The sequence below is a fragment of the Sphingomonas sp. ID1715 genome (assembly GCF_013044515.1).
GTDB lineage: Bacteria > Pseudomonadota > Alphaproteobacteria > Sphingomonadales > Sphingomonadaceae > Sphingomonas_B.
This window is the reverse complement of the sequence record NZ_JABEPR010000001.1, coordinates 74,340-96,838: the sequence shown is the minus strand read 5'-3', so window position 1 is coordinate 96,838 and position 22,499 is coordinate 74,340. Positions and strand designations below refer to the sequence as shown.

Genomic DNA, 22,499 nt, shown 5'->3' with positions numbered 1-22,499 from the left:
ATCTTGCCTGCATTTCACAACCGGCGGAACTGAGCATAGTCGCGGCGGACTTTCCTGAACCGAGCGGCGCCCTCCGTCTCCGACCAGCCGCGCGCCAGTTCGGCTGCGGCAGGCGCGGCTGCCTTGCTCAGCACCAGCCTTTTCACTGCGCCGCAGTCGAAGCCGACGCGACTGACGCAGATCAGCGGTCCCGGCGGCAGCGGCTCGGAGCGCCAGAGCTGAACCATTCGCGCCTTCACCTCAGGCGACGCATTCCGCCAAGGCTCTTCGGCCAGCGCCGCGACATCGGCCCTGCCGTCGAGCAGCATTGCCAATGCACCGTCATGAGTGCCCGCCCATAGCCTCACGGCGAATCGCGCTGGGTCGGTGGACAGGGAGCGAAGATAAATGGATTGCACCAAAGCGCCGGACGTCGATCCTGGCAGCACCTCCGCATAGCGGAGCGCGCCTGCGCGGGCCGGCAGCGCAGCGGGCGCTTCCACCCCCGCTTCCTTTCGCGCGAGCAACACGCCGCGATAACGCTCCAGCGTCGCCGCAGGCACGTCGAGGACGGCAACAGCATCCAGCCGACGCGTTCCGGCCATACCCAAATAGCTGGACAAGTTGGTCATCGCGATATCGACCGTCCCTGCCCTTACGGCATCGCGCAGCGCATCGGGGGTGGCCAGCACTTCCACTATAACGGGGCGACTGAGCCGTTGTTGAAGGAGCACGCGCAGCGGCTCCAATGCCTTGGCGCGATCGTAGCGCGGGTAGTGATAAGTGGCGAGGCGGACCGGCCCATCAGGTGCGGCCGCTGCCAAAGCCAATGCGAGAGCAAGCATTCGCAACGCTCTTCCCGATCGCCGTCCCGCTTTCAAGCTGTGCGCACTTGAGCCCTTGCGCGAGTCGGCGCACACTTCGCGACCATGAATGCGCTTACGCCCACCGCTGGCCAACTCGCCCTTGCCGACACTCTCGCGGGGGGCACGATGCCGCGCGGCGAGGCAATCTCCCATGTGCCTGCCTCCGCGTACACCGACCCGGCGCGGCATGCTCAGGAGTGGACGGCGCTCTTCTCCAGGCTGCCGAACGTCATCTGCCCGTCCGCGCTCCTGCCCGAGCCGAACATGGCGGTGCCGCACGATGGCTATGGTCAGCCCTTGCTTGTCACGCGCGACAAGGCCGGCGTCGCGCATGTCTTCTTGAACGTTTGCCGGCATCGTGGCACGCGGCTGATCGAAGGCGACGGGCCGGTCTGTGCCCCGCGCCTCATCTGCCCTTACCACGCCTGGTCCTACGCGCTCGACGGGCGGCTCACCGGCCTGCCGCGCCCCGACACCTTCCCCGGCCTCGACAAGGCGTCACACGGGCTGAGGGAGCTGCCTTCGCTCGAAGCGGGCGGCCTGATCTGGTTCGCGTTCGACGAGGCGGCGGACTTCACCGAGGTGAAGGCCCTCGCCCAGGATTTCGATGCGCTCAACCTCGCCGGCCAGCATCTCTTCGCCCGCAACACGCACGACGTGAAGGCGAATTGGAAGCTGATCGTCGATGCCTTCTCGGAAAGCTATCACGTCCAGCGCCTGCATGCGGAGACGATCGGCCCGATGTTCCAGGACGGGGTGACTGCCGGCGACAGGGTCGGTCCGCACCAACGCTCGGCCGTCGGCCGCGCCGCGCAGCTCGACGAGATCGACCTGAGCGACTGGGGGGCGCTGCGCTCGGCGATCACCTACGCCTATCAGATCTTTCCCGGCGGCATCCTGATCGCCAGCCCGGATTATGTGAACTTGATGGTGCTGATGCCGCAGTCGGTGGACCGCACGCTGGTCGAGGATTTCATGCTAATCCCGGAACCGCCGCAGACCGAAAAGGCACTCTCCCACTGGCGGCGCAGCTGGCGTCTGCTCGATCAGGGCGTGTTCGGCGGCGAGGATTTCCGCGCGGCCGCGCTTGGGCAGCAGGGCCTTAGCACGGGCGCGATCGAACAGCTGACGCTCGGCACGCTGGAAACCGGCATTCGCGCCTTCCACGATCAGGTCGAAGCGCGGCTGTAGTTCCCCAGCGGGCAATCACGCCGCCGAGGCGTTCTCTCCGAACAGGGTCAAGCCGGGCGGCACCTTTTTCACCGATCCGCGGCTGAGCAAAGTCTCGATCGAATCGATTGCCGCCTTCAGGTCGCGCTGGGTGAATGGCTTCTCCAGGCAGCCGATGCCGAGCGACTCGGCGCCCTTGGGGCAGCGGCCGGTGACGAACAGCACGTGCATGCCATAGCGGCGCGCTTCGGCCGCCACCTCGACTCCATTGCCGCCGTCGGTCAGGCCAAGATCGACGAGGAGCAGGTCGATCTTCTGCTTGGCGACCAACTCGAGCGCGGCCTCGACGGAGTCGACCGTGCCGACCACTTGATAGCCCGATTCGGTCAGCGAATGCTCGGTATCGAAGGCGATGAGCGGCTCATCCTCGACGATGAGGATCCGCTTGATCCGCTGCACCTTCCTCCCGAACAGCATTGCCGCCCCGCTTTTCCTCCGTCATGGAGCGCGGCCTGACCGCGCGCGTTCCTCTCCGTCGATCACAACGCATGAAGAACGAAATCGAAACGCGCCACACAAAAGATTTTGGGAGCGGTAAATTGGCCGAAAAGCCAACTAAGCCACGGGAAGAACAACGGATCGCCAAGCTGCTGGCGCGCGCCGGCGTCGCGTCGCGGCGCGAGATCGAACGGATGATCGCCGAGGGTCGCGTCGCCATCAACGGCACGGTCATCGACACGCCCGCCACCCTGCTCGAATCGCTGCATGGGGTGACGGTGGACGGCAAGCCGGTGAAGCCGCCCACCCCTGCGCGCCTGTTCCGCTATCACAAGCCCGCCGGCCTGCTCACCACCGAGCGCGATCCGAAAGGCCGCCCCACCATCTACGACCGTCTGCCCAAGGACCTGCCTCGCCTGATGCCGGTCGGCCGGCTCGATCTCAACACCGAAGGGCTGCTCCTCCTCACCACCGATGGCGAGCTGAAGCGCCAGCTGGAGCTTCCGTCCACCGGCGTACCGCGCACCTATCGCGCCCGTGCCTATGGCAATGTCACGCAGGCACAGCTGGAGGAGCTGATCGACGGCATCGAGATCGAGGGCGTTCGCTACGGCTCGATCGACGCCAATCTCGAACGCCGCACCGGCGCCAATGTCTGGATCGAACTCACGCTCGCCGAGGGCAAGAACCGCGAAGTGCGGCGCGTGCTGGAGCATCTCGGCCTGCGCGTCTCCCGCCTGATCCGCACCGCCTACGGTCCCTTCGCGCTCGCCGACATGCCCGCCGGCGCGGTGGACGAAGTGCGCCAGCACGACCTGGTGGTGTTCAGGAAATCACTGAAGCAAGCTCCTCCCCGGCACGGGGAGGGGGACCACGCGAAGCGTGGTGGAGGGGGGCGGAGCGAAGCGAAGCGTGGATCCTCGCCTCCGGCTCGGCCCCTCCACCGCTCGCTGCGCGAGCGGTCCCCCTCCCCGGATCGGGTAGGACCCAAGAAGTGAGGATCATCGCCGGGCGCTGGCGCGGGCGCGCCCTGATCGCTCCACCGGGCGACGCCACTCGCCCCACCGCCGACCGCACGCGCGAGGCGCTCTTCTCGATGCTGACCTCCCGCGTCGGCAGCTTCGAGGATCTGCGCGTCGCGGACATCTTTGCCGGCACCGGGGCACTGGGCCTGGAAGCGCTCTCGCGCGGCGCCGGCCACTGCACCTTCGTGGAGCGCGATCGCAACGCGCTGGCAGCGCTGAAAGCGAATATCGACAAGCTCGGCGCTATCGGCACCGACATCCGTGCACAGGCGGCCGAGGGCTTTGCCGGCGGGCCGTTTGATATCGTCTTCATGGACCCGCCCTACGGGTCCAGCCTGGGCCAGAAGGTGCTGCCCCGCCTGGCGCTCGAAACCGGCGCCTGGGTCAGTATCGAGACCGCGTTCACCGAGGATGTCGAGGTGCCCGGCTTTGACACTGACGCGGTCCGCACGCACGGCAAGGCCAAGGTCACGCTGCTGCGCCGGCAGTAACAAGCTGGACTTATGCTTTGCCCGCAAGGATCGGGATGGCCTCCGCTCCCGTGCGGTGCCACACCTTGGCCATGAACAACGCGATGAGCGGCCGCGACTGGGCCATCCTGTTGCTGCTTTCCGTGCTCTGGGGCGGGTCCTTCTTCTTTCTTGCCGTCGCGCTGAAGGAACTGCCGCCGATCACCATCATGCTGCTCCGCGTCAGCCTGGGCGCGCTGCCGCTGCTCGCTTTCCTTGCCTTACGCGGCGAGCGCCTGCCCGGCACCCCGCGCATCTGGGGCATGTTCCTGGCGCTGGGCCTGCTCAACAACGCCCTGCCCTTCGTGCTCTATGCCTATGCGCAGTTAAGGATTGAAAGCGGCCTCGCCTCGATCCTCAACGCCACGACGCCGCTTTGGGGCGTGCTGGTCGCCCATTTCCTCACGCGAGACGAGCGCGCGAGCGGCCCGAAGATCGCAGGCGTCCTGCTGGGCTTTGCGGGCGTCGCGCTGATGATCGGCGCCAAATCCGGCATGGATGGCGAGGCGATCGCCATCCTGATGTGCCTCGGCGCGACGCTCAGCTACGCCTTCGCCGCCGTTTATGCGCGAAGGTTCAAGCCGCTCGGCATCCCGCCGCTCACGGTGGCGACCGGCCAGCTGATCGGCGCGAGCCTGCTGCTCCTCCCGTTCAGCCTCGCGCTCGAACAGCCCTGGAGCCTGCCCATGCCCGCGGCCGTCACCTGGTGGTCGATCGCCGGCTTCGCGCTGATCTGCACCAGCTTCGCCTATTGGCTTTATTTCCGGCTGCTGGAGAGCGCCGGCGCGACCAATGCCCTGCTCGTCACCTTCCTCATCCCCGTCACCGCTATCCTGCTCGGCGCCTTCGCACTCGGCGAGGCACTGGAGCCGCGTCATTATGCCGGCATGGCGCTCATCGCCCTTGGTCTCGCCGCCATCGACGGCCGCCTGGTCGCAAAGCGAAGAGGGAAGGATGTGAGTAGCCGCTAGGACGGCGTTAGGAGGTTGCGGCAGGCGCCCGCGTTCCCTAGCTGTTCCTGCGTGAGTCAGCTTGCCCCGAACGCGCCCGAGCCTCCATATCTCCGCGGCCTCAACCCGCCGCAGCGGGAAGCGGTGCTCACCGCCGAAGGACCAGTGCTGGTGCTGGCCGGCGCCGGCACCGGCAAGACGGCGGCGCTGACCGCGCGCCTCGCCCACCTGATCTATACCCGCCGCGCCTGGCCGTCCGAGATCCTCGCGGTCACCTTCACCAACAAGGCCGCCCGGGAAATGCGCGAGCGGATTGGGCGCATGGTGGGCGACGCCGTCGAGGGTATGCCCTGGCTCGGCACCTTCCATTCGATCGCCGCCAAGATGCTGCGCCGCCATGCCGAGCTGGTCGGCCTCCAGTCCAATTTCACCATCCTCGACACCGACGACCAGCTACGGCTCCTCAAACAACTGATCGCCGCTTCCGATCTCGACGAGAAGCGCTGGCCGGCGCGCAGCCTCGCGGGGCTGATCGACAAATGGAAGAATCGGGGCTGGACGCCGCAGGACATCGACGCGGGCGAATCCGAGCTGTTCGCAAATGGCCGTGGGGCCGAGCTCTACGCCCAATATCAGGCGCGGCTGAAAGCCGTGAATGCCTGCGATTTCGGTGACCTGCTGCTCCACATGCTGGTGATCCTGAAGACGCACCGCGATGTGCTCGAATCCTATCAGCAGCGCTTCAAATACATATTGGTGGACGAATATCAGGACACCAACGCCTCCCAATATCTCTGGCTGAGGCTGCTTGCGCAGGCGCGCAAGAACATCTGCTGCGTCGGCGACGACGATCAGTCCATCTACTCTTGGCGCGGCGCCGAAGTCGCCAACATATTACGGTTTGAGAAGGACTTCCCCGGCGCCGTTATCATCCGGCTCGAGCAGAATTACCGCTCCACGCCCCACATCCTCGGCGCGGCGTCCGGGCTGATCGCGGCGAACTCCGGCCGGCTCGGCAAGACGCTCTGGACGGAACATGGCGAGGGCGAGAAGGTGCGCGTGCTCGGCGTTTGGGACGGGCCCGAGGAGGCGCGCCGCGTCGGCGAGCTGATCGAGGATCAGCAGCGCGCGGGCGGCAGCCTCGACGATTGCGCCATCCTCGTTCGCGCCCAGCACCAGACGCGCGAGTTCGAAGACCGCTTCATCGCCATCGGCATCCCCTATCGGATCATCGGCGGCTTCCGCTTCTACGAGCGGGCCGAGATTCGGGACGCCCTCGCCTATCTTCGGGTCGTCCATCAGCCGAGCGACGACCTCGCCTTCGAACGCATCGTCAACACGCCCAAGCGCGGGCTTGGCGACAAGGCACTGGCGAAGGTCCACGCCCTCGCCCGCGCCCAGAGCGTGCCGCTCACCCTCGCCGCGGCGCGTATCCTCGATACCGACGAGATCACGCCTCAGGCGCGGCGCGCGCTAGGCAATCTGATCGGCGACATCGCTCGCTGGCGCGACATGGCGGCGCAGCTGCCCCATGCCGAGCTTGCCCGCCAAATCCTCGACGAGAGCGGCTACACGGCGATGTGGCAGGCCGATCGCTCGGCCGAGGCCGCCGGCCGGCTCGAGAACCTGACCGAACTCGTCCGCGCCATGGAGGAATATGAGACGCTTGGCGCCTTCCTCGAGCATGTCAGCCTCGTCATGGACAATGACGAGCGCGCGGGCGAGGCGCAGGTCACGATCATGACCATCCACGCCGCCAAGGGACTGGAGTTCGACACCGTCTTCCTCGCGGGCTGGGAGGAAGGCCTGTTCCCCTCGCAGCGCGCGCTCGACGAAGGCGGCGTCGCCAGCCTGGAGGAAGAACGCCGCCTCGCTTATGTCGCAATCACAAGAGCGCGACGTAAGTGCTTCATCCTGCACGCCGCCAATCGCCGCATCTACGGCCAGTGGACCAGCTCGATCTCGTCCCGCTTCGTCGCCGAACTGCCGGCCGGCCACGTCGAGGAAGAAACCAGCATGACCGGTGGCGAAAGCCTGTGGCGCGCCAACTGGTCCGAACGCGCCGACCCCTTTGCCAACGTCGCCCGCGGTGCCACCCGCGGCCCCGGCTGGCAGCGGGCGGTGAGCGGCGACCAGTTCAATCCCGCCCCCGCCCGCGTCGTCGAAGCCCGCGCCTCCGCCGTCAGCCTCGGCAACAAGGGCCGCAGCGACCTCGCGCTCGGCCAACGCGTCTTCCACCAGAAGTTCGGCTATGGCACCATCGCCGAGATTGAAGGCAACAAGCTGGAGATCGACTTCGAACAGGCCGGGCGGAAACGCGTGATGGACAGCTTTGTGGCGGTGACCTGATTGCGGATTGCCGCAAAGCTGATGCCCGCTTAGCCTCTTCCCTGAAAACAGGGGAGAAATCATGCGCGGGATTCTACTGGCTTCGGCCGCATTGCTTGGCACGGCGGCAATGGCCGCACCGATCGCCACGCCGGTAAAGACGATCACCGATCCGAAGTCCGTTACCTCGCCGGAGAACCCGAAGGCCAAAGCGGTGCCGCTGACCGACTTGTCGGCCGTGCGGGGCATGTTCGGGGCGGCGCTGGCGCCGGATGGCAAATCCGTCGTCATCGCGCCCAACCTGACTGGACGGTATAATCTGTGGCGTGTCGACTTGGGCGGCAACTTTCCCGTCCAGTTGACCTCGTCGAACGAAGCCCAGACTCCGTTCGAGGTCACGCCGGACAATCAGGTGCTCTTCACTCAGGACAGTGGCGGCGACGAACTGTTCGACATCTATGCCGTACCTCTCGCCGGCGGCGCGGTGGTCAACCTCACCAGCACCAGCGACGCGGCGGAAAGCGATCCGCGGCTGACGCCGGATGGCAAGGGTATCGTCATGACCAGGCGGGCAAAGACGGGAACCGTCGTCGATCTCGCCATCCTCGACCGCGCGATCGGCACCGTTCGCTTGCTGACACGCGAGGCGGACCCGTCGCGGGTGTGGCAGCCCGTGGGCTTCACCGACAACGGCCGCACGCTGATCGCCAATCGCGGCGAGATCACGTCGAGCCGTTGCACTCTCTACCGTATCGACCTCGCGAGCGGCAGGGCCACGCCGTTGAGCAAGGAGGAAGCTGGCGCGATCGTGCTGGGCGCCGGCGTATCGGCCGATGGCAAGCTGCTGGCGCTCAGTTCGAACGAAGGCACCGGCCAGCTCCACGCCGGCATCATGAACCTGGCGACAGGCAAGGTCCGCTGGGTCAGGCCCACGCCTTGGGAGCAGTTCGCCGGCGGCTTTTCGCCCGATGGGCGCATGATGGCCGTGCAGACCAATGCCGATGGCCGCTCCGACCTGTCTATCGTCGATGTGGCGAGCGGCGAAGAGCGCCCTCTCGCCTTCGCGCCGGGGGTCAACGCATTCGGCAACTCGGCCCAGCCCTGGACTCGCGACGGGCGGCTGCTTGTCCTCCGCAACGGCGCGGACGCTCCAGGCGATCTATGGGCGGTGGATCCCATAAGCGGTGCAGCCGAGCAGGTGACTCGCCTGTCGATCGCCAGCCTCGATCCGGCCGGCCTGCCGAAGTCCCGCATCATCGCCTATCGTAGCGCGGACGGGACGCCGATCAGTGCGATCCTGACGATTCCGTTCAACCTGCAGCGCGACGGCAGCAATCCCGCCATCGTGATTCCCCATGGCGGACCGACCAGTCAGGCGCAGGATTATTTCTCGCGTCAGGCGACCATGTTCGCCTCGCGTGGCTATTTCGTGCTGCAACCGAATTTCCGCGGCTCGACCGGCTATGGCCGCGACTTCCAGCAGGCCAACGTCAAGGACCTGGGTGGCGCCGACCTTGAAGACGTAGTGGCGGGCGCCCGCTTTCTGGCCGCGACGGGCTATGTCGATCCAAAGCGGATCGGGATCACCGGCGGCAGCTATGGGGGCTTCATGACGCTGATGGCGCTCGCCAAGCGGCCCGACGTCTTCGCCGCCGGCGTCAATCAATACGGCATCATCAACTGGTTCTCGATGTGGGAGAATGCGGTCGGCGGCCTGCGCGAATATCAGCGTGGGCTGGTCGGCGATCCGATCAAGGACAAGGCGGCTTACGAGCGTCAATCCCCACTCACCTATGTGCGCCAGATCCGCGCGCCCCTGCTCAACCTGCAGGGCGAGAACGACGTGCGTGTGCCCAAGGGCCAGACGGAAGAGGTCGTGAAGCTCGTCAAGGCGAATGGCCGGACCGTGGACGCCGTTTTCTATCCGGCCGAGGGCCATGGCTTTGCCAAGTCCGAAAATCAGGAAGATGCGCGACGGCGCACGCTCGAATGGTTCGATCGTTATCTGAAGCCCGCGCCTGCCAAATAGCGACAGCGTAGCGTTGCCGCGCCCGCGCTTCGTGCCTAGGGCAGCGGCGATGATCCGGGTTGCGAGCTACAACATGCGCAAGGCGATCGGCACCGATCGCCGGCGCAATCCCGAACGCACGATCGAAGTGCTCTGCGAACTCGACGCAGACGTAATCGCGCTGCAGGAGGCGGACCGCCGCTTCGGCGAGCGGATCAGTGCGCTGCCGGCGCATCTGCTCGAGGAACATAGTCCCTATCGCCCGGTCGCCCTGCCCCATCGCACCGGCGGCATTGGCTGGCACGGCAATGCGATCCTGGTGCGCCGAGATGTCGAGATCGCGGCGTGCGACGCGCTCCACATCCCGGCACTCGAGCCGCGCGGCGCAGTCACGGCGGACCTGGTCGTGCGCGGCACGACGATCCGCGCGGTGGGCATGCATCTCGACCTGTCGGGGCTGTGGCGGCGGCGGCAGAGCCGGGCGATCCTCAACCATGTCGAACATCGCGCCAAGCTGCCGACGGTGATGATGGGCGACCTGAACGAATGGACGCCGCAGGGCGGCTGCCTGCGCGATTTCAGCCATCACTTCGCCTTCGCCCCCACCGGGCGCAGCTTCCACACGCGGCGACAGGTCGCGGCATTAGACCGAATCATGTTCTCCGGCCTCGAACTCGTCGAATGCGGTGTCCACCTATCGCCCGCCGCACGCCGGGCGTCGGATCATCTGCCCATCTGGGCAGACTTCGCCTCGACAGATTGACGGCTTTGCGTCACGCTCCGCCCATGCGGGAGAAGGAGCTGCGGCTGGCGCTGATCTGCTATGGCGGGATCAGCCTTGCCGTCTACATGCACGGCATCACCAAGGAGATCTGGCGCCTCGCCCGCGCCAGCCGCTCCTTCCACGACGGCCGCTTCTGCACCGGCTCGCAGGAAGTCTACCGCCAGTTGCTCGACCGGGTGGAGACCCATACCGGCCTCCGACTCAGCGTCTTTTCGGACATCATTGCGGGGGCGAGCGCGGGCGGGATCAACGGCATCTTCCTCGCCCAGGCAATCGCCACCGGCCAGTCGCTGGATCCGCTGACCGACCTGTGGCTGGAAGAGGCCGATGTCGAGCGCCTGATCGATCCTGAAGCGCGGGCGACCCGCCTGTCCAAGCTCTGGGCGATCCCCTTGGCCATGCTCGCCGATCGCGGCGGCGAGGCGATGGAGAGCGTTGACCCCGATACCCGTGCCGAGGTGCGGCGCAAGCTGTCCGGCTTCGTTCGCTCGCGCTGGTTCGAACCGCCCTTCGGCGGCGAAGTGTTCACCGGCCTGCTCCTCGACGCCCTCGACGCCATGGCGGCGTCGCCAGCGGGGCCACCCCTCCTGCCCGACGAACAGCCGCTCGACCTGTTCGTCACCGTCACCGACTTCCGCGGCCATCCGCAGCGCCTGCGCCTCAACAGCCCGGCGGAAGTGGCGGAGACCGAGCATCGGCTGATCGTCGGCTTCTCCGACCGGGGCGGGCCGGAGCGAAACCTGGGCGTGGCGGCGGAACTGGCCTTTGCCGCCCGGGCAACGGCGAGCTTCCCGGGCGCGTTTCCGCCTTTCACCGTTGCCGAGCTCGACGCGGTCCTGAAGCGCCGCGGCGTCGACTGGCCGGAGCGCAACGCCTTCCTGGCCCGCGCCCTGCCCCGTCACGCCGCAGCGGCGATGGCTGACAAAGCCGTTCTGATCGACGGTTCGGTGCTCTCCAACGCGCCGTTCAAGCCGGCGATGGACGCGCTGAAGAACCGTTCCGCGCGCCGGCAGATCGACCGCCGCTTCGTCTACATCGATCCAAAGCCCGGCATCCGCAGCATTCGCGTCGGCGGCACCGGCGGCAGCGACGCGCCCGGATTTTTCTCGACGATCCTCGGCGCCCTCGCCGAAATCCCGCGCGAACAGCCGATCCGCGACAATCTCGAGGCGCTGCAGGGCCGGTCCGAGCGCAGCGAGCGGATGCGGCGGGTCATCGATGCGTTGAAGGACGAAGTGGACGAGGCGATCGTCCAGCTGTTCGGCGGCAGCTTCTTCCTCGACAGCCCGACACCGGCACGCATTGCGACCTGGCGCTCGCGGGCCCAGACTGAGGCGGCACGGCGGGCCGGCCCTGCCTACGCGGCTTACGGCCATCTGAAGCTCTCCGGCATCGTAGAGGAATTGGCCGGTCTTGTACGGCGCCTGACGCCGCGCGGCGTCGGTCCCACCCGCACCCAGGCGCGGGAGGCGATCTGGGCGGAACTGCAGCGTCGTGGCCTCGACCGGGTGACCGCGCGCGGCGGCGGCGCCACGCCGCCGGCCATCGCCTTCTTCCGCGAACATGATCTGGGCTTCCGCATCCGCCGCCTGCGCTTTCTGGCGCGCAAGCTGGCGATGATCCAGGAGGGTGACGCGCGGCTCGCCCCCGCCTGCGAGGCGTTCGAGCGCTGCATCTACGCCATCCTCGCCCTCTATCTCGAGCGCGAGGTCGCCGGCTTCTTCTCGGAGGACGTGTGCGGCCTCGCCTGTGGAGTGAAGGAGGATGCCGGGGCGGTGTTGGACGCCATCGGGGTGGCGCGCGATCTGCGCCGGATCGACGACGAAGCCGACCGCATGCTCTCTGAAGCGCTGAGTGAGTTGCCGCGTTCGGAAAAGCGCGAGATGCTGTTCGCCTATCTGGGCTTTGCCTTTTACGATCTCACCACTTTGTCGATCATCGGCGAGCGCGACGGCGAGTTCGAAGCGGTAAAGGTCGACCGCATCTCGCCGGACGATGCCACCACGATCCGCGCCGGCGGTGCCGAGGCGACGCTGAAGGGCATCCGGTTCAACAGCTTCGGCGCGTTCTTCAGCCGCGGCTATCGCGAGAACGACTATCTGTGGGGCCGGCTGCACGGGGCCGACCGCCTGATCGACATCGTGCTTTCCACCCTTCCCCCTCACCGCACTCTGCCACCCGGCACCGCCGCCGAACTCAAGCGCAGCCTGTTCCACGCCATCCTCGACGAGGAGGCGCCGCGGCTGCTAGCCGTGCCCGGCCTCGTCGCCAGACTCAGAGCGGAGATCGGCTAGCCTAGTTCGCTTCGACGCCGTAAGAACACGCTATGTCGTTCTTGAAGACCCTGCTCTGGATCGTAGTGGCGGTCACCGTCGCGCTCTTCTGTTTCAACAACTGGAACATGGTGCCGGTCAATCTGTGGAACGGCATGATCCTGGAGGCCAAGCTGCCGCTGCTGCTTGGCTTTTTCTTCCTGCTCGGGCTGATCCCGCCGCTGCTGCTGTGGCAGGCGACGCGCTACCGCCTGCGCAAACAACAGCATGCGGCGACGGGCTTCGTCGTCGCGCCGCCGCGTGAGAGCGCCGCGCCAGCCGCTTCCGATCCGCTGCCGTCCGCCGCCCCGATCGCGCCGGTGCCGCCGGGGGGCGCATGAAAGGCCCTGTCTTCGTCGCGCTGGACACACCGGACCTGGAGCGAGCCAAGACGATCGCCACCCGCGTCCGCCACCATGTCGGCGGCATCAAGCTCGGGCTGGAGTTCTTCGCCGCCAACGGCCAGTCCGGCGTCAGGGACATGGCGCATCTCGGCCTGCCCATCTTTCTCGATCTCAAGCTGCACGACATTCCCAACACCGTCGCCAAGGCGGTGCAGGCGCTCCGCGATCTGGAGCCGGCGGTGCTGACCGTGCACGCCGCCGGCGGTCGGGCGATGATGGAGGATGCGAAGGCGGCGGCACCGGCGAATACCAAGGTCGTGGCGGTGACGGTGCTTACCAGCCTCGACGGCGAAGATCTGCAGTCGGTCGGCGTGGCCGCCGATCCGCATGCCCAGGTGGAGCGGCTGACCAGCCTCGCGCGCGAAGCCGGCCTCGATGGCGTGGTGTGTTCGGGTGCGGAAGTGAAGGCGGCGCGGCGGCTCTGGCCCGGCGGCTTCTTCGTCGTTCCCGGCGTGCGCCCCGCCGATGCGAGCGCGGGCGATCAGAAGCGTGTGGTCACGCCCCGCCAGGCGCTGAATGACGGTGCATCGATCCTCGTCATCGGCCGTCCGATCACGGGTGCCGAAGACCCCGATATTGCCGCGCGGGCGATCGAGGCCACATTGTGACGGCAGCTGCATAAATCTGACGCCCGGACGGCGTAAAGATACCGCTCTATCGTTCAGGAATATGTCTTGCCTCGCCTCCAAGCCAAGATTTGCGGCCTTTCCACGCCAGCGACGCTCGACGCGGCGATCGGTGGCGGCGCGAGCCATGTCGGCTTCGTCTTCTTTCCCCCAAGTCCCCGCCACCTGACGTTGGAGAAAGCGGCGGGGCTCGCCGGGCGGGTGCCGGCGCAGGTGAAGCGGGTCGGCGTGTTCGTCGAGCCCGACGATCCCCTGCTTGCCTGTGCCGTCGAGTCCGGACGGCTGGACGCGCTACAGCTTCATAAGGTTTCCCCCGCTCGCGCTGCGGCCATCAAGGCGCGGTTCCGGCTGCCGCTCTGGGTCGCTGTTCCGGTCCGGACCCGAAGCGACCTGAACGAGGCCACAAGCTGGCGGGGGCTGGCCGACCGGATTCTCTACGACGCGAAGACACCGGAAGGCGGTCTCCCCGGCGGCATGGGCCTGCGCTTCGACTGGAAGCTGCTCGACGGCTTTACGCATCCGGCGCCTTGGGCACTGTCTGGCGGGCTCGACGCGGACAATGTCGCCGAAGCGGCGGCAGTGACCGGCGCACGCCTGGTCGACGTGTCCTCCGGCGTCGAGCGCGCGCCCGGCGTCAAGGATGTGGACAAGATCGCGCGCTTCCTCCAAGCGGTCGCCGCTCTATGACGCTCAGCAACTCGCTCCGAACCCAGCCCGACGAACGCGGGCATTTCGGCCAGTTCGGCGGCCGCTATGTCGCCGAGACGCTGATGCCGCTGATCCTGGAACTGGAAGCCGCCTATCGCGCGGCAAAGGCCGATCCGGCATTCCAGGCCGAGTTCGACGATCTCCTCGCAAATTATGTAGGGCGGCCCAGCCCCCTCTATTTCGCCGAGCGGCTGACCGAAGCGTTGCGCGAGAGTGCTCCGCCAGGTTTCGGCCCGAAGATCTATTTCAAGCGCGACGAGCTTAATCACACCGGCGCGCACAAGATCAACAACTGCATCGGCCAGATCCTGCTCGCGCGGCGCATGGGAAAGACGCGCATCATTGCCGAGACCGGCGCTGGCCAGCATGGCGTCGCGACCGCGACTGTGGCGGCGCGCTTCGGCCTGCCCTGCACGATCTATATGGGCGCGCGCGATGTCGAGCGGCAAAGCCCGAACGTGTTCCGCATGAAGCTGCTCGGCGCCGAGGTGAGGCCGGTCGAAAGCGGCGCGCACACGCTCAAGGATGCGATGAACGAGGCGATGCGCGACTGGGTCGCCAACGTTGAGGACACTTTCTACATCATCGGCACCGCCGCCGGCCCCCATCCTTATCCCGAACTGGTCCGCGACTTCCAATCGGTCATCGGCCGCGAGGCGCGCGCTCAGATGCTGGAGCGCGAAGGCCGCCTGCCGGATCTGCTGGTCGCCGCGATCGGCGGCGGATCGAACGCGATCGGCCTGTTCCACCCCTTCCTCGACGATCCCGACGTTGCAATGCTCGGTATCGAGGCGGCAGGACATGGCCTCGATACTCACGCTCATGCCGCAAGCCTTGCCGGCGGACGGCCCGGCATCCTTCATGGCAACAAGACCTTCCTGCTGCAGGATGAAGACGGGCAGATCACCGAGGCGCATTCGATCTCCGCTGGGCTCGACTATCCGGGCATCGGCCCCGAGCATAGCTGGCTGCACGAGATCGGCCGCGTCACTTATGAGAGCGCGACCGACCGCGAAGCTCTGGACGCGTTCCAGTTCCTGTGCCGGACCGAAGGGATAATCCCGGCGCTCGAACCTTCCCACGCTATCGCAGCAGTAGTTCGCAAGTCACGGGAAATGAAGAACGACCAGATCATCCTGGCCAATCTCTGCGGCCGCGGCGACAAGGACATCTTCACGGTCGCGGACGCGCTTGGGGTAAAGCTGTGACGGACCGGCTCGGCGCGACCTTTGCGCGGTGCCGGGGCCAGGGCCGCGCCGCCCTGATCACCTTTGTCACCGGCGGCGACCCTTCTCCCGCCGAGACACCCGCGATTCTCGACGCGCTTGTGGAGGGCGGCGCCGATATCATCGAGCTCGGCATGCCGTTCACCGACCCGATGGCGGACGGGCCCGCGATCCAGCGTGCCAACCTCCGCGCGCTGGCGGCCGGCACACGAACTGCCGATCTGCTCGAGATCGCGCGCGGCTTCCGGGCGCGCCACGCAGAGGTGCCGCTGGTGCTGATGGGCTATGCCAACCCGATGCTCGCCCGCGGCGCCGACTGGTTTGCTGGGCAAGCCGCAGCAGCTGGCGTCGACGGCGTGATCTGCGTCGATGTGCCACCCGAAGAGGATGATGCGCTCGGGCCCGCGCTCCGCCATGCAGGCCTCCACTTGGTCCGCCTGGCCACTCCCACCACCGATGCCGCGCGACTCCCCCAGGTCGTGCAGGGCGCGTCGGGCTTCGTCTATTATGTCTCGGTCGCGGGCATTACCGGCATGCAGCAGGCCGCGCAGCAGTCGATCGAGGCGGCGCTGACCCGCCTGCGGAGCGGCACCGACCTGCCGATCGCCGTCGGTTTCGGCGTCCGCAGCCCCGACCAGGCTGCTGCAATCGGGCGTGTGGCCGATGGCGTCGTTGTCGGCTCCGCGATCGTCGAGCTGGTCGGTTCGGAGGGCGCCAATGCGCCCAGCGCCGTACGTCATTTCACCGCTTCGCTGGCCCAGGCTTTGGCCGGCGCTCGCCAGGAGCAAGCCGCATGAGTTGGCTCAATCGCGTCCGCAACGCCATCGCGTCGGTCACGCAATCCGTCACCGCGAAGGACACGCCAGACAATCTCTGGCACAAATGCCCCGGCTGCGGGCAGATGATCTTCACCAAGGAATATGAAGAGAATCTGTCGGTCTGCCCGAGCTGCGACCATCATGGCCGCATCGGCGCACGCACCCGCTTCCGCCAGATTTTCGACGAGGGCAGGTTCACGCTGCTGCCGCCGCCGAAGGTGCCCGAGGATCCGCTGAGGTTCCGCGATTCCAAGCGCTATGCCGACCGGCTGAAGGCCGCGCGAGCGAGCACCAATGAACCCGATGCGCTGCTGAACGCGCGCGGCGCGATCGGCGGGCTTGATGCCATCGTCGGCGTGCAGGACTTCGCCTTCATGGGCGGCTCGATGGGCGTCGGCGTCGGCGAGGCGTTTATCGCCGGCATCCACGCGGCCATTGCCGAGCGGTTGCCCTACATCGTCTTTACGGCGTCCGGGGGCGCGCGCATGCAGGAAGGCATCCTCTCGCTGATGCAGATGCCGCGCATGACGGTCGCTGTCGCCGAGCTGAAGGAAGCGGGTCTGCCCTATATCGTCGTGCTGACCGATCCCACTTCGGGCGGCGTCATGGCGTCGTATGCGCTGATCGGCGACGTGCACTTGGCCGAGCCCAAGGCGACGCTCGCCTTTACCGGCCGCCGCGTGATCGAGAATACGATTCGCGAGAAGCTGCCCGAGGGCTTCCAGACCTCTGAATATCTGCTCGAACACGGCATGCTCGACATGATCGTGGAGCGTAAGGAGCTGCCCGCCACGCTTGCGCGGCTGCTCGCCTATCTCGCGCCGGTGAAGGCCGCCGCCTAGCCCGATGGATTTTGCCCGCTCGGCCGATCCTGCCGTGCAGCGGCAGCTGGAGCGGCTCGCCCGCCTCTCGCCCGGTCGCGACATTCTGGGGCTGGAGCGGATCACGGCGCTGCTCGCGCGGCTGGGCAACCCCGAACGGCGCCTGCCCCCGGTCTTCCATGTCGCCGGGACCAATGGGAAGGGGTCGACCTGCGCCTTTCTCCGCGCGGCGATCGAAGCCGCGGGCCTTACCGCCCATGTCTATACCAGCCCGCATCTGGTGCGGTTCAACGAGCGTATCCGGGTCGCGGGCGCGCTGCTCGAAGACGCAATGCTCGCGGCGCTGCTGGAGGAAGTGCTCGACCGGGCGGAGGATCTGAACGCCAGCTTCTTCGAAGTGACGACGGCCGCAGCCTTCCTCGTGTTCAGCCGGACACCGGCGGACGCCTGCATCGTCGAAGTCGGCTTGGGGGGGCGGCTCGACGCGACCAATGTCGTTCCCGCCCCTGCCTGTTGCGGCATCGCTGCCCTCGGGATCGACCACCAGAGCTTTCTCGGCGACACCTTGGCCGAGATTGCCGGCGAAAAGGCAGGCATCGCGCGGTCAGGCGTGCCGATCGTCACGCTCGCCTACCCCGATGAGGCGGAGCGCAGCGTCGACGCGGCTGTCGTCCGAGCAGGCGCGCGACGGCTGAAGCGGGGCGAGGCATGGTTCCTCGAAGGTCGGCTCTATCGCGACGGGTACGGCGAACTCGTCCTTCCTCCCCTGCAGCTCGCCGGCGCCCATCAGCTGGAAAATGCTGCCCTGGCCGTCGCCATGCTGCGGCACCAGCAAGCGATCCGGTTTCCCGACGTGGTGATGCTCGCAGGAATAGAAGGCGCGCGCTGGCCGGCGCGGCTGCAGCAGCTCGGCGCCGGACCACTGGTCGGCAGCCGCGAGGCGTGGCTGGACGGCGGTCACAATGTTTCGGCTGCCGAAGCGCTGGCAGCGGCGCTCGCCGGACGAAAGCTGCACCTCGTCATCGGCATGCTCGCCAACAAGGACGTGTCGTCCTTCCTGCGGCTGCTGGCGCCGGTGGTCCGCTCAGTGACTGCGGTGCCGATCGACGGGCATGACCACCACGCGCCGGACGACATTGCTGCCCTCGCCCGAGGCCTAAGCCTGGGCGCGAGCACCGCGCCAGATGTGCCGGCAGCGCTCGCGGGTCTGGAGTCGCCAATCCTGATCGCCGGCTCGCTCTACCTCGCCGGCCAGATCCTGGAGCTGAACGGCGAACTGCCTCAGTAGATTTCGGCGCCGTTCTCCAGCAGCTCCGAATAGCGTTCGAAGCAGCGTTCGGCGCAGCGCATGCGGATCAGCGCACCTTCAGCGATGAAGCGGGCCCGGCGCGGATCCTCTTCGACCAGCGGCTTCAGCGCGTTGTTGTTCCAGCCTTCGCTGTGCTTGATGTCGATCTTGGCGTGGAGGTCGTAATAAAGCCGCTCGCGCTGACCGTAGCCGAGGCGCTTCAGGCCCGCCGACACATATTCGCACCGCCACGGCGCCGTCAGCTCGACGACGCCGAGCGCACCGACGGACAGCCAGGCATAGCGCCGCGTCGACGCCATCGCGGTCATGGCGTTGGCGAGCGCGAGGCTCTCCCAGACCGTGGTATCGATGTCCGGCTTGATCTGCATCGTCTCGACGAGTTCGGTGAGCAGCAGGCCGTGGATTCCGCGATATTGGCCGCGACCCATCTCGTCCCAGTAATTCTCCGCAAGCTCGAGTTTCGGGCCATGCGGAAGCTTGACCTGGGTCATGGCGACGAGATCGTCGAAGCCCGCTTCGCCTGCCGCTTCCTGGGTCAGGAACCAGCGCATCTGGCCTTCGGTCGCCGTCTCCGCCAGCCAGGAGAAGAGCGGGTGGTTCTGTCCGGGGCCCTTGTCCTGCAGCGCCTCGAACCAGGCGACGAATGCGTCGGCCTGTTCCGGCACATCGGCGAGGTCGTCCTGCACTTCCGCGCGCAGCTCGTCGAGGAACGCGCCTTCGAGGCGGAGCATCTGCATCTGCCGGTCGAAGCCGCGCCGCCAATCCTCGTCTGGAAAACCGGGGGCGAGCCGCTCGCGGTTCCACTTGGCGAGGGTCCGCTGAAAGGCATTATTCAAGAACTGCGGCGTGTTGGCCGCATTAAGCTTTGTTGCCACTTTTGAGGGGCTCCGTCAGGGGCGAGGTATGCCGCTAGAACGGACCGGCAACGTTTTGAGTTCCCCTCCCCCTCAGTCCGACTGATCTGGATTAGCCGTTTCGCGGCCCGCGCTGCCGATCGACGAGTCGATCAGCCCGGCCCGCATCATCGCCCAGAACAGCAGGATGCCCGGCACCGCCGCCACGGTGGTGAGCAGATAGAAATTCACATAGCCGAAGGATTCGACCAGCGCGCCGGCGGTGATGCCGGTCAGCACGCGGCCGACGATGCTCGAAAAGGCCGAGATCAGTGCATATTGCGCGGCCGTGAAGCGCAGATCGGTCAGGGCGGAGAAATAGGCGACCACGGTGACGCCGCCGATACCACTGGCGAAATTCTCGAACCCGATCGCGCCCGCCATGCCGGTGTTGCTATGGCCGGCGAGCGCGAGAGCGGCGAAGCCGAAGTTGGAGACGGCCATCAGGACGAGGCTCAACAGCACCGATCGCTTCATGCCCAGCCGGGCATAGAGCACGCCGCCCACGAACACCCCGATCAGCAAAGCCCAGAAGCCGACGCCGACATCGTAGACGGCAATCTCGTCCTTGGAATAGCCGAGATCGTTGAACAGTAGCCGCAGCGTCAGGTTGGCGAGCGTGTCGCCGATCTTGTGCAGCAAGATGAAGAGCAGGACCAGCAGGGCGCCCCGCCGCTTCAGAAACTCGGCGAAAGGCCCGACCACGGCTTGGACGATGCCGGGCCTGTCATCGCGGCCGAGCACGGCCTTGTGCCGCGAGGGCTCGCCCATGATCAGGGCGGTGAGCACCGCCGGGAGCGCAAAGACCGCGCTCGCTATATAGGCGGCCGTCCAGCCGGCGCGGGTCGCGATCAGCAATGCGCCGGCGCTGACCAGCGCCGAGCCGATACGCCAGCCATATTGTCCCATGCCGGAGCCGACGCCGAGCTGACGGGGTTCGAGCAGTTCGATGCGATAGGCGTCGATGACGATGTCGAAGCTGGCGCCTGCAAAGCCGAGCAGGATGGCGGCGACCGCCACCTGCATGACCGAAGTGTTCGGGTCGGCCAGGCCGAGGTTGAATGCGGCCGCGGAGACGAGCACCGCTAGCAGGATGAGCCAGGAGACGCGTTGCCCCAGCCGGTGGAGGAGCGGCAGCTTCACGCCCTCGATGATCCACGCCCAAAGGAATTTGAAGTTATAGGCGAGCAGGACCAGCGAGAAGGCGGTCACGCTTTTCTTGTCGATGCCCGCTTCGGCCAGACGGCTCGACAGGGTGCTGGTGATCATCGTCAGCGGAAAGGCGGACGACAGGCCCAGGGCCAGCGAGGCGAGCGGCGCCTTTTCAAGATAGGGGCGGATGGAGGCGAGCAATCCCGGCTCCGGCTGGGGCGCGGATCTCGCGGCCGTGTCCGTCATGCCAGCACCTCAAAACGCACATTCCGCACATTCCGCACATTCTGCACGTGCAACATGTGAATCTTCGCTGTCGGGAAGGTCCGGGAAAGAGTGCTCATCCGCCCATGCTGGCACAGCGACCGCATGGTAGGACAGCGAAAAAGCTCAGGCGCGCCGGAGGCCGCTCGATCGCTCGCCGATCCAGGCGTGAAAGTCCGTCTCGGTCATCGCGGCGGCGATCGCGGCACCCTGGAGATAGTCGCAGCCCGCCACTTCCAATATCGTTCGTTGGGCGCTGCTCTCCACCCCTTCCGCCGCGACGCCGAAGCCCAGGCCATGAACCAGCGCGATCACCGACTGAACCACGGCGCGCGTCTGCTCAGAGGTGGCGAGATCGGCAATGAGCGTGCCGGCAATCTTCACGCGATCGATCGGCATGTCCTGCAAGCGCGACAGGTTCGAATAGCCGCTGCCGAAATCGTCGATTGCGACGGTCGCGCCTTGTTCCCGCAGCCGCTTGAGGCCCGCAATCGCGCTCTCGTCGCAGCGCATCGCGATCGATTCATTGATCTCCAGTTCAAGGAGATCGGCCGAGGCACGATGGTGCAAGAGCGCGTGGCGCACCTGCGCAAAGAAATCCGGCCGCCCCATCTGACGGGCACTCACGTTGACGGCGATGCGCGTGGTGAGGCCGAGCCGCTCCCATCTGCCGAGCGCCGCAGCGATTTCCTCCACCGCCCAATAGCCGATTTCGTGAATCAGGCCCGATTTCTCGGCATGCGGCAGGAACCGGTCGGGGGTGAGCAAGCCAAGCGCCGGGTGCCGCCAGCGCAACACCGCTTCGGCGCCAATGACGGCCCCGGTCGCGACGCACATTTGCGGCTGGAAGAAGAAGGCGAGCTGTTCCGACTCGATGGCCTGGCGCAGCTCCGTCTCGAGTCGCAGATGGTCGGCCATCCTCGCGGCAAGACTGGGCGTGAACAGTTGGACGCGCGCCCGACCATTCGCCTTGGCATGGTACATGGCAATGTCGGCCGCGCGCATCAGCTCGTGCAGACTTTGCCCCTGGTCCGGCCTGAGCGCGACGCCGATGGAGGCGCCGACATCGACTTCGATGCCGAGCAGCTCATAAGGTTCGCTGAGCGCGTCGAGCAGCGCATCGCCGATCCGCTCCGCTTCCTCGGCGCAGCCGAGGCGGGGCACGAGCATCGTGAATTCGTCTCCGGCAAGCCGCGCGATCAGCGGCGGTTGGCAGAAACCGAGCCGCTCACCGGATTCGCTCACCGCCCGCAAGCGGTCGGCAACCTTTACAAGCAGCTGATCGCCTTGAGCATGGCCGAAATTATCATTCACCGACTTGAACTTGTCGAGGTCGATGAAGAACAGCGCAGCGAGATCGGCAGGTGCCAGCGCGTCCAGTAGCTCAGCCGCCTCGCGCCGGAAGTGCGTACGGTTGGGGAGCTGGGTTACCGGATCGAACATCGCGAGCGAATGGACGCGGTCGAAGTTGGTCCGCACCTGGCTGAGTAGCCCGTCGAGCGATGTCGCAAGATCCGGCAGCACCGTGGCCACGCGCGACGGCGTCGGTGTGCTCAGGTCACCGTCCGCGGCGCGGGCGAGCCGTTCGATCGAGTCGTCGACGGCTTCGGCATAGCCCGCAATGGCGCGCTCGGCCGATGCCCAGCACATCACTCCGCAGACGATGGCGATAATGAGCGAGTGGCCGAAATCGCCGCTTTCGATGCCGCTGCGTGCCGTCGCCAGCAGCGCCAGGATGAACGCGACGGCGCCGGTGCAAAAGGCGAACGCGATCGCCCTGCTTTTCAGCGTCATCCTCTCCATCGTGGCAGCGCGCACCTTCAACCTTGCGAAGCGCACATCGTGGCTG

Annotated in this window: 20 protein-coding genes; 15 read left to right on the top strand and 5 right to left on the bottom strand. The window is 66.7% G+C overall.

Annotation, left to right across the window (positions count from 1 at the left end; all coding sequences use genetic code 11):
- Positions 1-14: 14 nt before the first annotated feature.
- Positions 15-824 (bottom strand): phosphate/phosphite/phosphonate ABC transporter substrate-binding protein, encoded by an 810-nt coding sequence (locus HJG53_RS00450; protein WP_171127283.1) that lies wholly within the window; start codon positions 822-824, stop codon positions 15-17.
- 84 nt (positions 825-908) lie between these two features.
- Here HJG53_RS00450 and HJG53_RS00445 point away from each other — a divergent pair, with 84 nt between their 5' ends.
- Positions 909-2,036 carry an aromatic ring-hydroxylating dioxygenase subunit alpha gene (locus tag HJG53_RS00445; protein ID WP_171127282.1) on the top strand — a complete coding sequence of 376 codons (1,128 nt, stop codon included), beginning with the start codon at positions 909-911 and terminating at the stop codon, positions 2,034-2,036.
- Positions 2,037-2,051: 15 nt separating this feature from the next.
- On the opposite strand, the gene HJG53_RS00440 is transcribed toward HJG53_RS00445, so the two are convergent.
- A complete protein-coding gene (locus tag HJG53_RS00440; RefSeq protein WP_171127281.1) occupies positions 2,052-2,492 on the bottom strand; it encodes a response regulator in 441 nt (146 codons plus the stop codon).
- A 122-nt stretch (positions 2,493-2,614) separates the two neighbouring features.
- Between HJG53_RS00440 and HJG53_RS18465 the strand changes: the two genes are divergently transcribed.
- From HJG53_RS18465 to HJG53_RS00370, 14 genes are all read left to right on the top strand, one after another.
- Positions 2,615-3,511: a pseudouridine synthase gene (locus HJG53_RS18465; RefSeq protein WP_254447454.1), complete on the top strand. Its 897-nt coding sequence runs from the start codon at positions 2,615-2,617 to the stop codon at positions 3,509-3,511.
- Positions 3,508-4,029 (top strand): 16S rRNA (guanine(966)-N(2))-methyltransferase RsmD, encoded by a 522-nt coding sequence (gene rsmD, locus HJG53_RS18460; protein WP_171127279.1) that lies wholly within the window; start codon positions 3,508-3,510, stop codon positions 4,027-4,029. Before HJG53_RS18465 ends, rsmD begins: the two co-directional genes overlap by 4 nt.
- A gap of 71 nt (positions 4,030-4,100) precedes the next feature.
- The gene (locus HJG53_RS00425) at positions 4,101-5,018 is read left to right on the top strand and encodes a DMT family transporter (RefSeq protein ID WP_254447453.1); all 918 of its coding nucleotides are present in this window, start codon (positions 4,101-4,103) and stop codon (positions 5,016-5,018) included.
- A 51-nt stretch (positions 5,019-5,069) separates the two neighbouring features.
- Positions 5,070-7,346, top strand: coding sequence for a UvrD-helicase domain-containing protein (locus tag HJG53_RS00420; RefSeq protein WP_171127278.1), 2,277 nt, complete (start codon positions 5,070-5,072; stop codon positions 7,344-7,346).
- A 61-nt stretch (positions 7,347-7,407) separates the two neighbouring features.
- Entirely contained in the window at positions 7,408-9,354 is a 1,947-nt protein-coding gene (locus tag HJG53_RS00415; protein ID WP_171127277.1) for a S9 family peptidase, read from the top strand.
- A gap of 49 nt (positions 9,355-9,403) precedes the next feature.
- A complete protein-coding gene (locus HJG53_RS00410) occupies positions 9,404-10,096 on the top strand; it encodes an endonuclease/exonuclease/phosphatase family protein (protein ID WP_171127276.1) in 693 nt (230 codons plus the stop codon).
- Positions 10,097-10,119: 23 nt separating this feature from the next.
- On the top strand, positions 10,120-12,411 hold the full coding sequence (locus tag HJG53_RS00405) for a patatin-like protein (protein ID WP_171127275.1): 2,292 nt from the start codon (positions 10,120-10,122) through the stop codon (positions 12,409-12,411).
- A 32-nt stretch (positions 12,412-12,443) separates the two neighbouring features.
- The gene (locus HJG53_RS00400) at positions 12,444-12,770 is read left to right on the top strand and encodes a hypothetical protein (RefSeq protein WP_171127274.1); all 327 of its coding nucleotides are present in this window, start codon (positions 12,444-12,446) and stop codon (positions 12,768-12,770) included.
- On the top strand, positions 12,767-13,441 hold the full coding sequence (pyrF, locus tag HJG53_RS00395; protein ID WP_171127273.1) for an orotidine-5'-phosphate decarboxylase: 675 nt from the start codon (positions 12,767-12,769) through the stop codon (positions 13,439-13,441). Before HJG53_RS00400 ends, pyrF begins: the two co-directional genes overlap by 4 nt.
- Positions 13,442-13,507: 66 nt before the next feature.
- Positions 13,508-14,146 carry a phosphoribosylanthranilate isomerase gene (locus HJG53_RS00390; protein WP_171127272.1) on the top strand — a complete coding sequence of 213 codons (639 nt, stop codon included), beginning with the start codon at positions 13,508-13,510 and terminating at the stop codon, positions 14,144-14,146.
- The gene (gene trpB / locus HJG53_RS00385; RefSeq protein ID WP_171127271.1) at positions 14,143-15,375 is read left to right on the top strand and encodes a tryptophan synthase subunit beta; all 1,233 of its coding nucleotides are present in this window, start codon (positions 14,143-14,145) and stop codon (positions 15,373-15,375) included. The genes HJG53_RS00390 and trpB overlap by 4 nt, the downstream gene beginning before the upstream one ends.
- Positions 15,372-16,190, top strand: a complete 819-nt coding sequence (trpA, locus tag HJG53_RS00380) for a tryptophan synthase subunit alpha (RefSeq protein ID WP_171127270.1) — start codon at positions 15,372-15,374, stop codon at positions 16,188-16,190. The genes trpB and trpA overlap by 4 nt, the downstream gene beginning before the upstream one ends.
- Positions 16,187-17,053 carry an acetyl-CoA carboxylase, carboxyltransferase subunit beta gene (accD, locus tag HJG53_RS00375; RefSeq protein WP_171127269.1) on the top strand — a complete coding sequence of 289 codons (867 nt, stop codon included), beginning with the start codon at positions 16,187-16,189 and terminating at the stop codon, positions 17,051-17,053. Before trpA ends, accD begins: the two co-directional genes overlap by 4 nt.
- 4 nt (positions 17,054-17,057) lie before the next feature.
- Positions 17,058-18,320: a folylpolyglutamate synthase/dihydrofolate synthase family protein gene (locus tag HJG53_RS00370; protein ID WP_171127268.1), complete on the top strand. Its 1,263-nt coding sequence runs from the start codon at positions 17,058-17,060 to the stop codon at positions 18,318-18,320.
- On the opposite strand, the gene HJG53_RS00365 is transcribed toward HJG53_RS00370, so the two are convergent.
- The 3 genes from HJG53_RS00365 to HJG53_RS00355 form a co-directional block, all read right to left on the bottom strand.
- Positions 18,314-19,216: an iron-containing redox enzyme family protein gene (locus HJG53_RS00365; RefSeq protein ID WP_171127267.1), complete on the bottom strand. Its 903-nt coding sequence runs from the start codon at positions 19,214-19,216 to the stop codon at positions 18,314-18,316. The two genes, HJG53_RS00370 and HJG53_RS00365, sit on opposite strands and share 7 nt — an antisense overlap.
- 72 nt (positions 19,217-19,288) lie before the next feature.
- A complete protein-coding gene (locus tag HJG53_RS00360; protein WP_171127266.1) occupies positions 19,289-20,632 on the bottom strand; it encodes an MFS transporter in 1,344 nt (447 codons plus the stop codon).
- A gap of 144 nt (positions 20,633-20,776) precedes the next feature.
- Positions 20,777-22,444 (bottom strand): bifunctional diguanylate cyclase/phosphodiesterase, encoded by a 1,668-nt coding sequence (locus HJG53_RS00355; protein WP_254447452.1) that lies wholly within the window; start codon positions 22,442-22,444, stop codon positions 20,777-20,779.
- Positions 22,445-22,499: the final 55 nt, after the last annotated feature.

Bases quoted from the DNA above. Each gene is read 5' to 3' on its own strand.
- HJG53_RS00450 (WP_171127283.1), bottom strand. From the start codon at position 824: ATGCTTGCTCTCGCATTGGCTTTGGCAGCGGCCGCACCTGATGGGCCG.
- HJG53_RS00445 (WP_171127282.1), top strand. From the start codon at position 909: ATGAATGCGCTTACGCCCACCGCTGGCCAACTCGCCCTTGCCGACACT.
- HJG53_RS00440 (WP_171127281.1), bottom strand. From the start codon at position 2,492: ATGCTGTTCGGGAGGAAGGTGCAGCGGATCAAGCGGATCCTCATCGTC.
- HJG53_RS00425 (WP_254447453.1), top strand. From the start codon at position 4,101: ATGAACAACGCGATGAGCGGCCGCGACTGGGCCATCCTGTTGCTGCTT.
- HJG53_RS00415 (WP_171127277.1), top strand. From the start codon at position 7,408: ATGCGCGGGATTCTACTGGCTTCGGCCGCATTGCTTGGCACGGCGGCA.
- HJG53_RS00410 (WP_171127276.1), top strand. From the start codon at position 9,404: ATGATCCGGGTTGCGAGCTACAACATGCGCAAGGCGATCGGCACCGAT.
- HJG53_RS00405 (WP_171127275.1), top strand. From the start codon at position 10,120: ATGCGGGAGAAGGAGCTGCGGCTGGCGCTGATCTGCTATGGCGGGATC.
- HJG53_RS00400 (WP_171127274.1), top strand. From the start codon at position 12,444: ATGTCGTTCTTGAAGACCCTGCTCTGGATCGTAGTGGCGGTCACCGTC.
- pyrF (WP_171127273.1), top strand. From the start codon at position 12,767: ATGAAAGGCCCTGTCTTCGTCGCGCTGGACACACCGGACCTGGAGCGA.
- trpB (WP_171127271.1), top strand. From the start codon at position 14,143: ATGACGCTCAGCAACTCGCTCCGAACCCAGCCCGACGAACGCGGGCAT.
- accD (WP_171127269.1), top strand. From the start codon at position 16,187: ATGAGTTGGCTCAATCGCGTCCGCAACGCCATCGCGTCGGTCACGCAA.
- HJG53_RS00370 (WP_171127268.1), top strand. From the start codon at position 17,058: ATGGATTTTGCCCGCTCGGCCGATCCTGCCGTGCAGCGGCAGCTGGAG.
- HJG53_RS00360 (WP_171127266.1), bottom strand. From the start codon at position 20,632: ATGACGGACACGGCCGCGAGATCCGCGCCCCAGCCGGAGCCGGGATTG.
- HJG53_RS00355 (WP_254447452.1), bottom strand. From the start codon at position 22,444: ATGACGCTGAAAAGCAGGGCGATCGCGTTCGCCTTTTGCACCGGCGCC.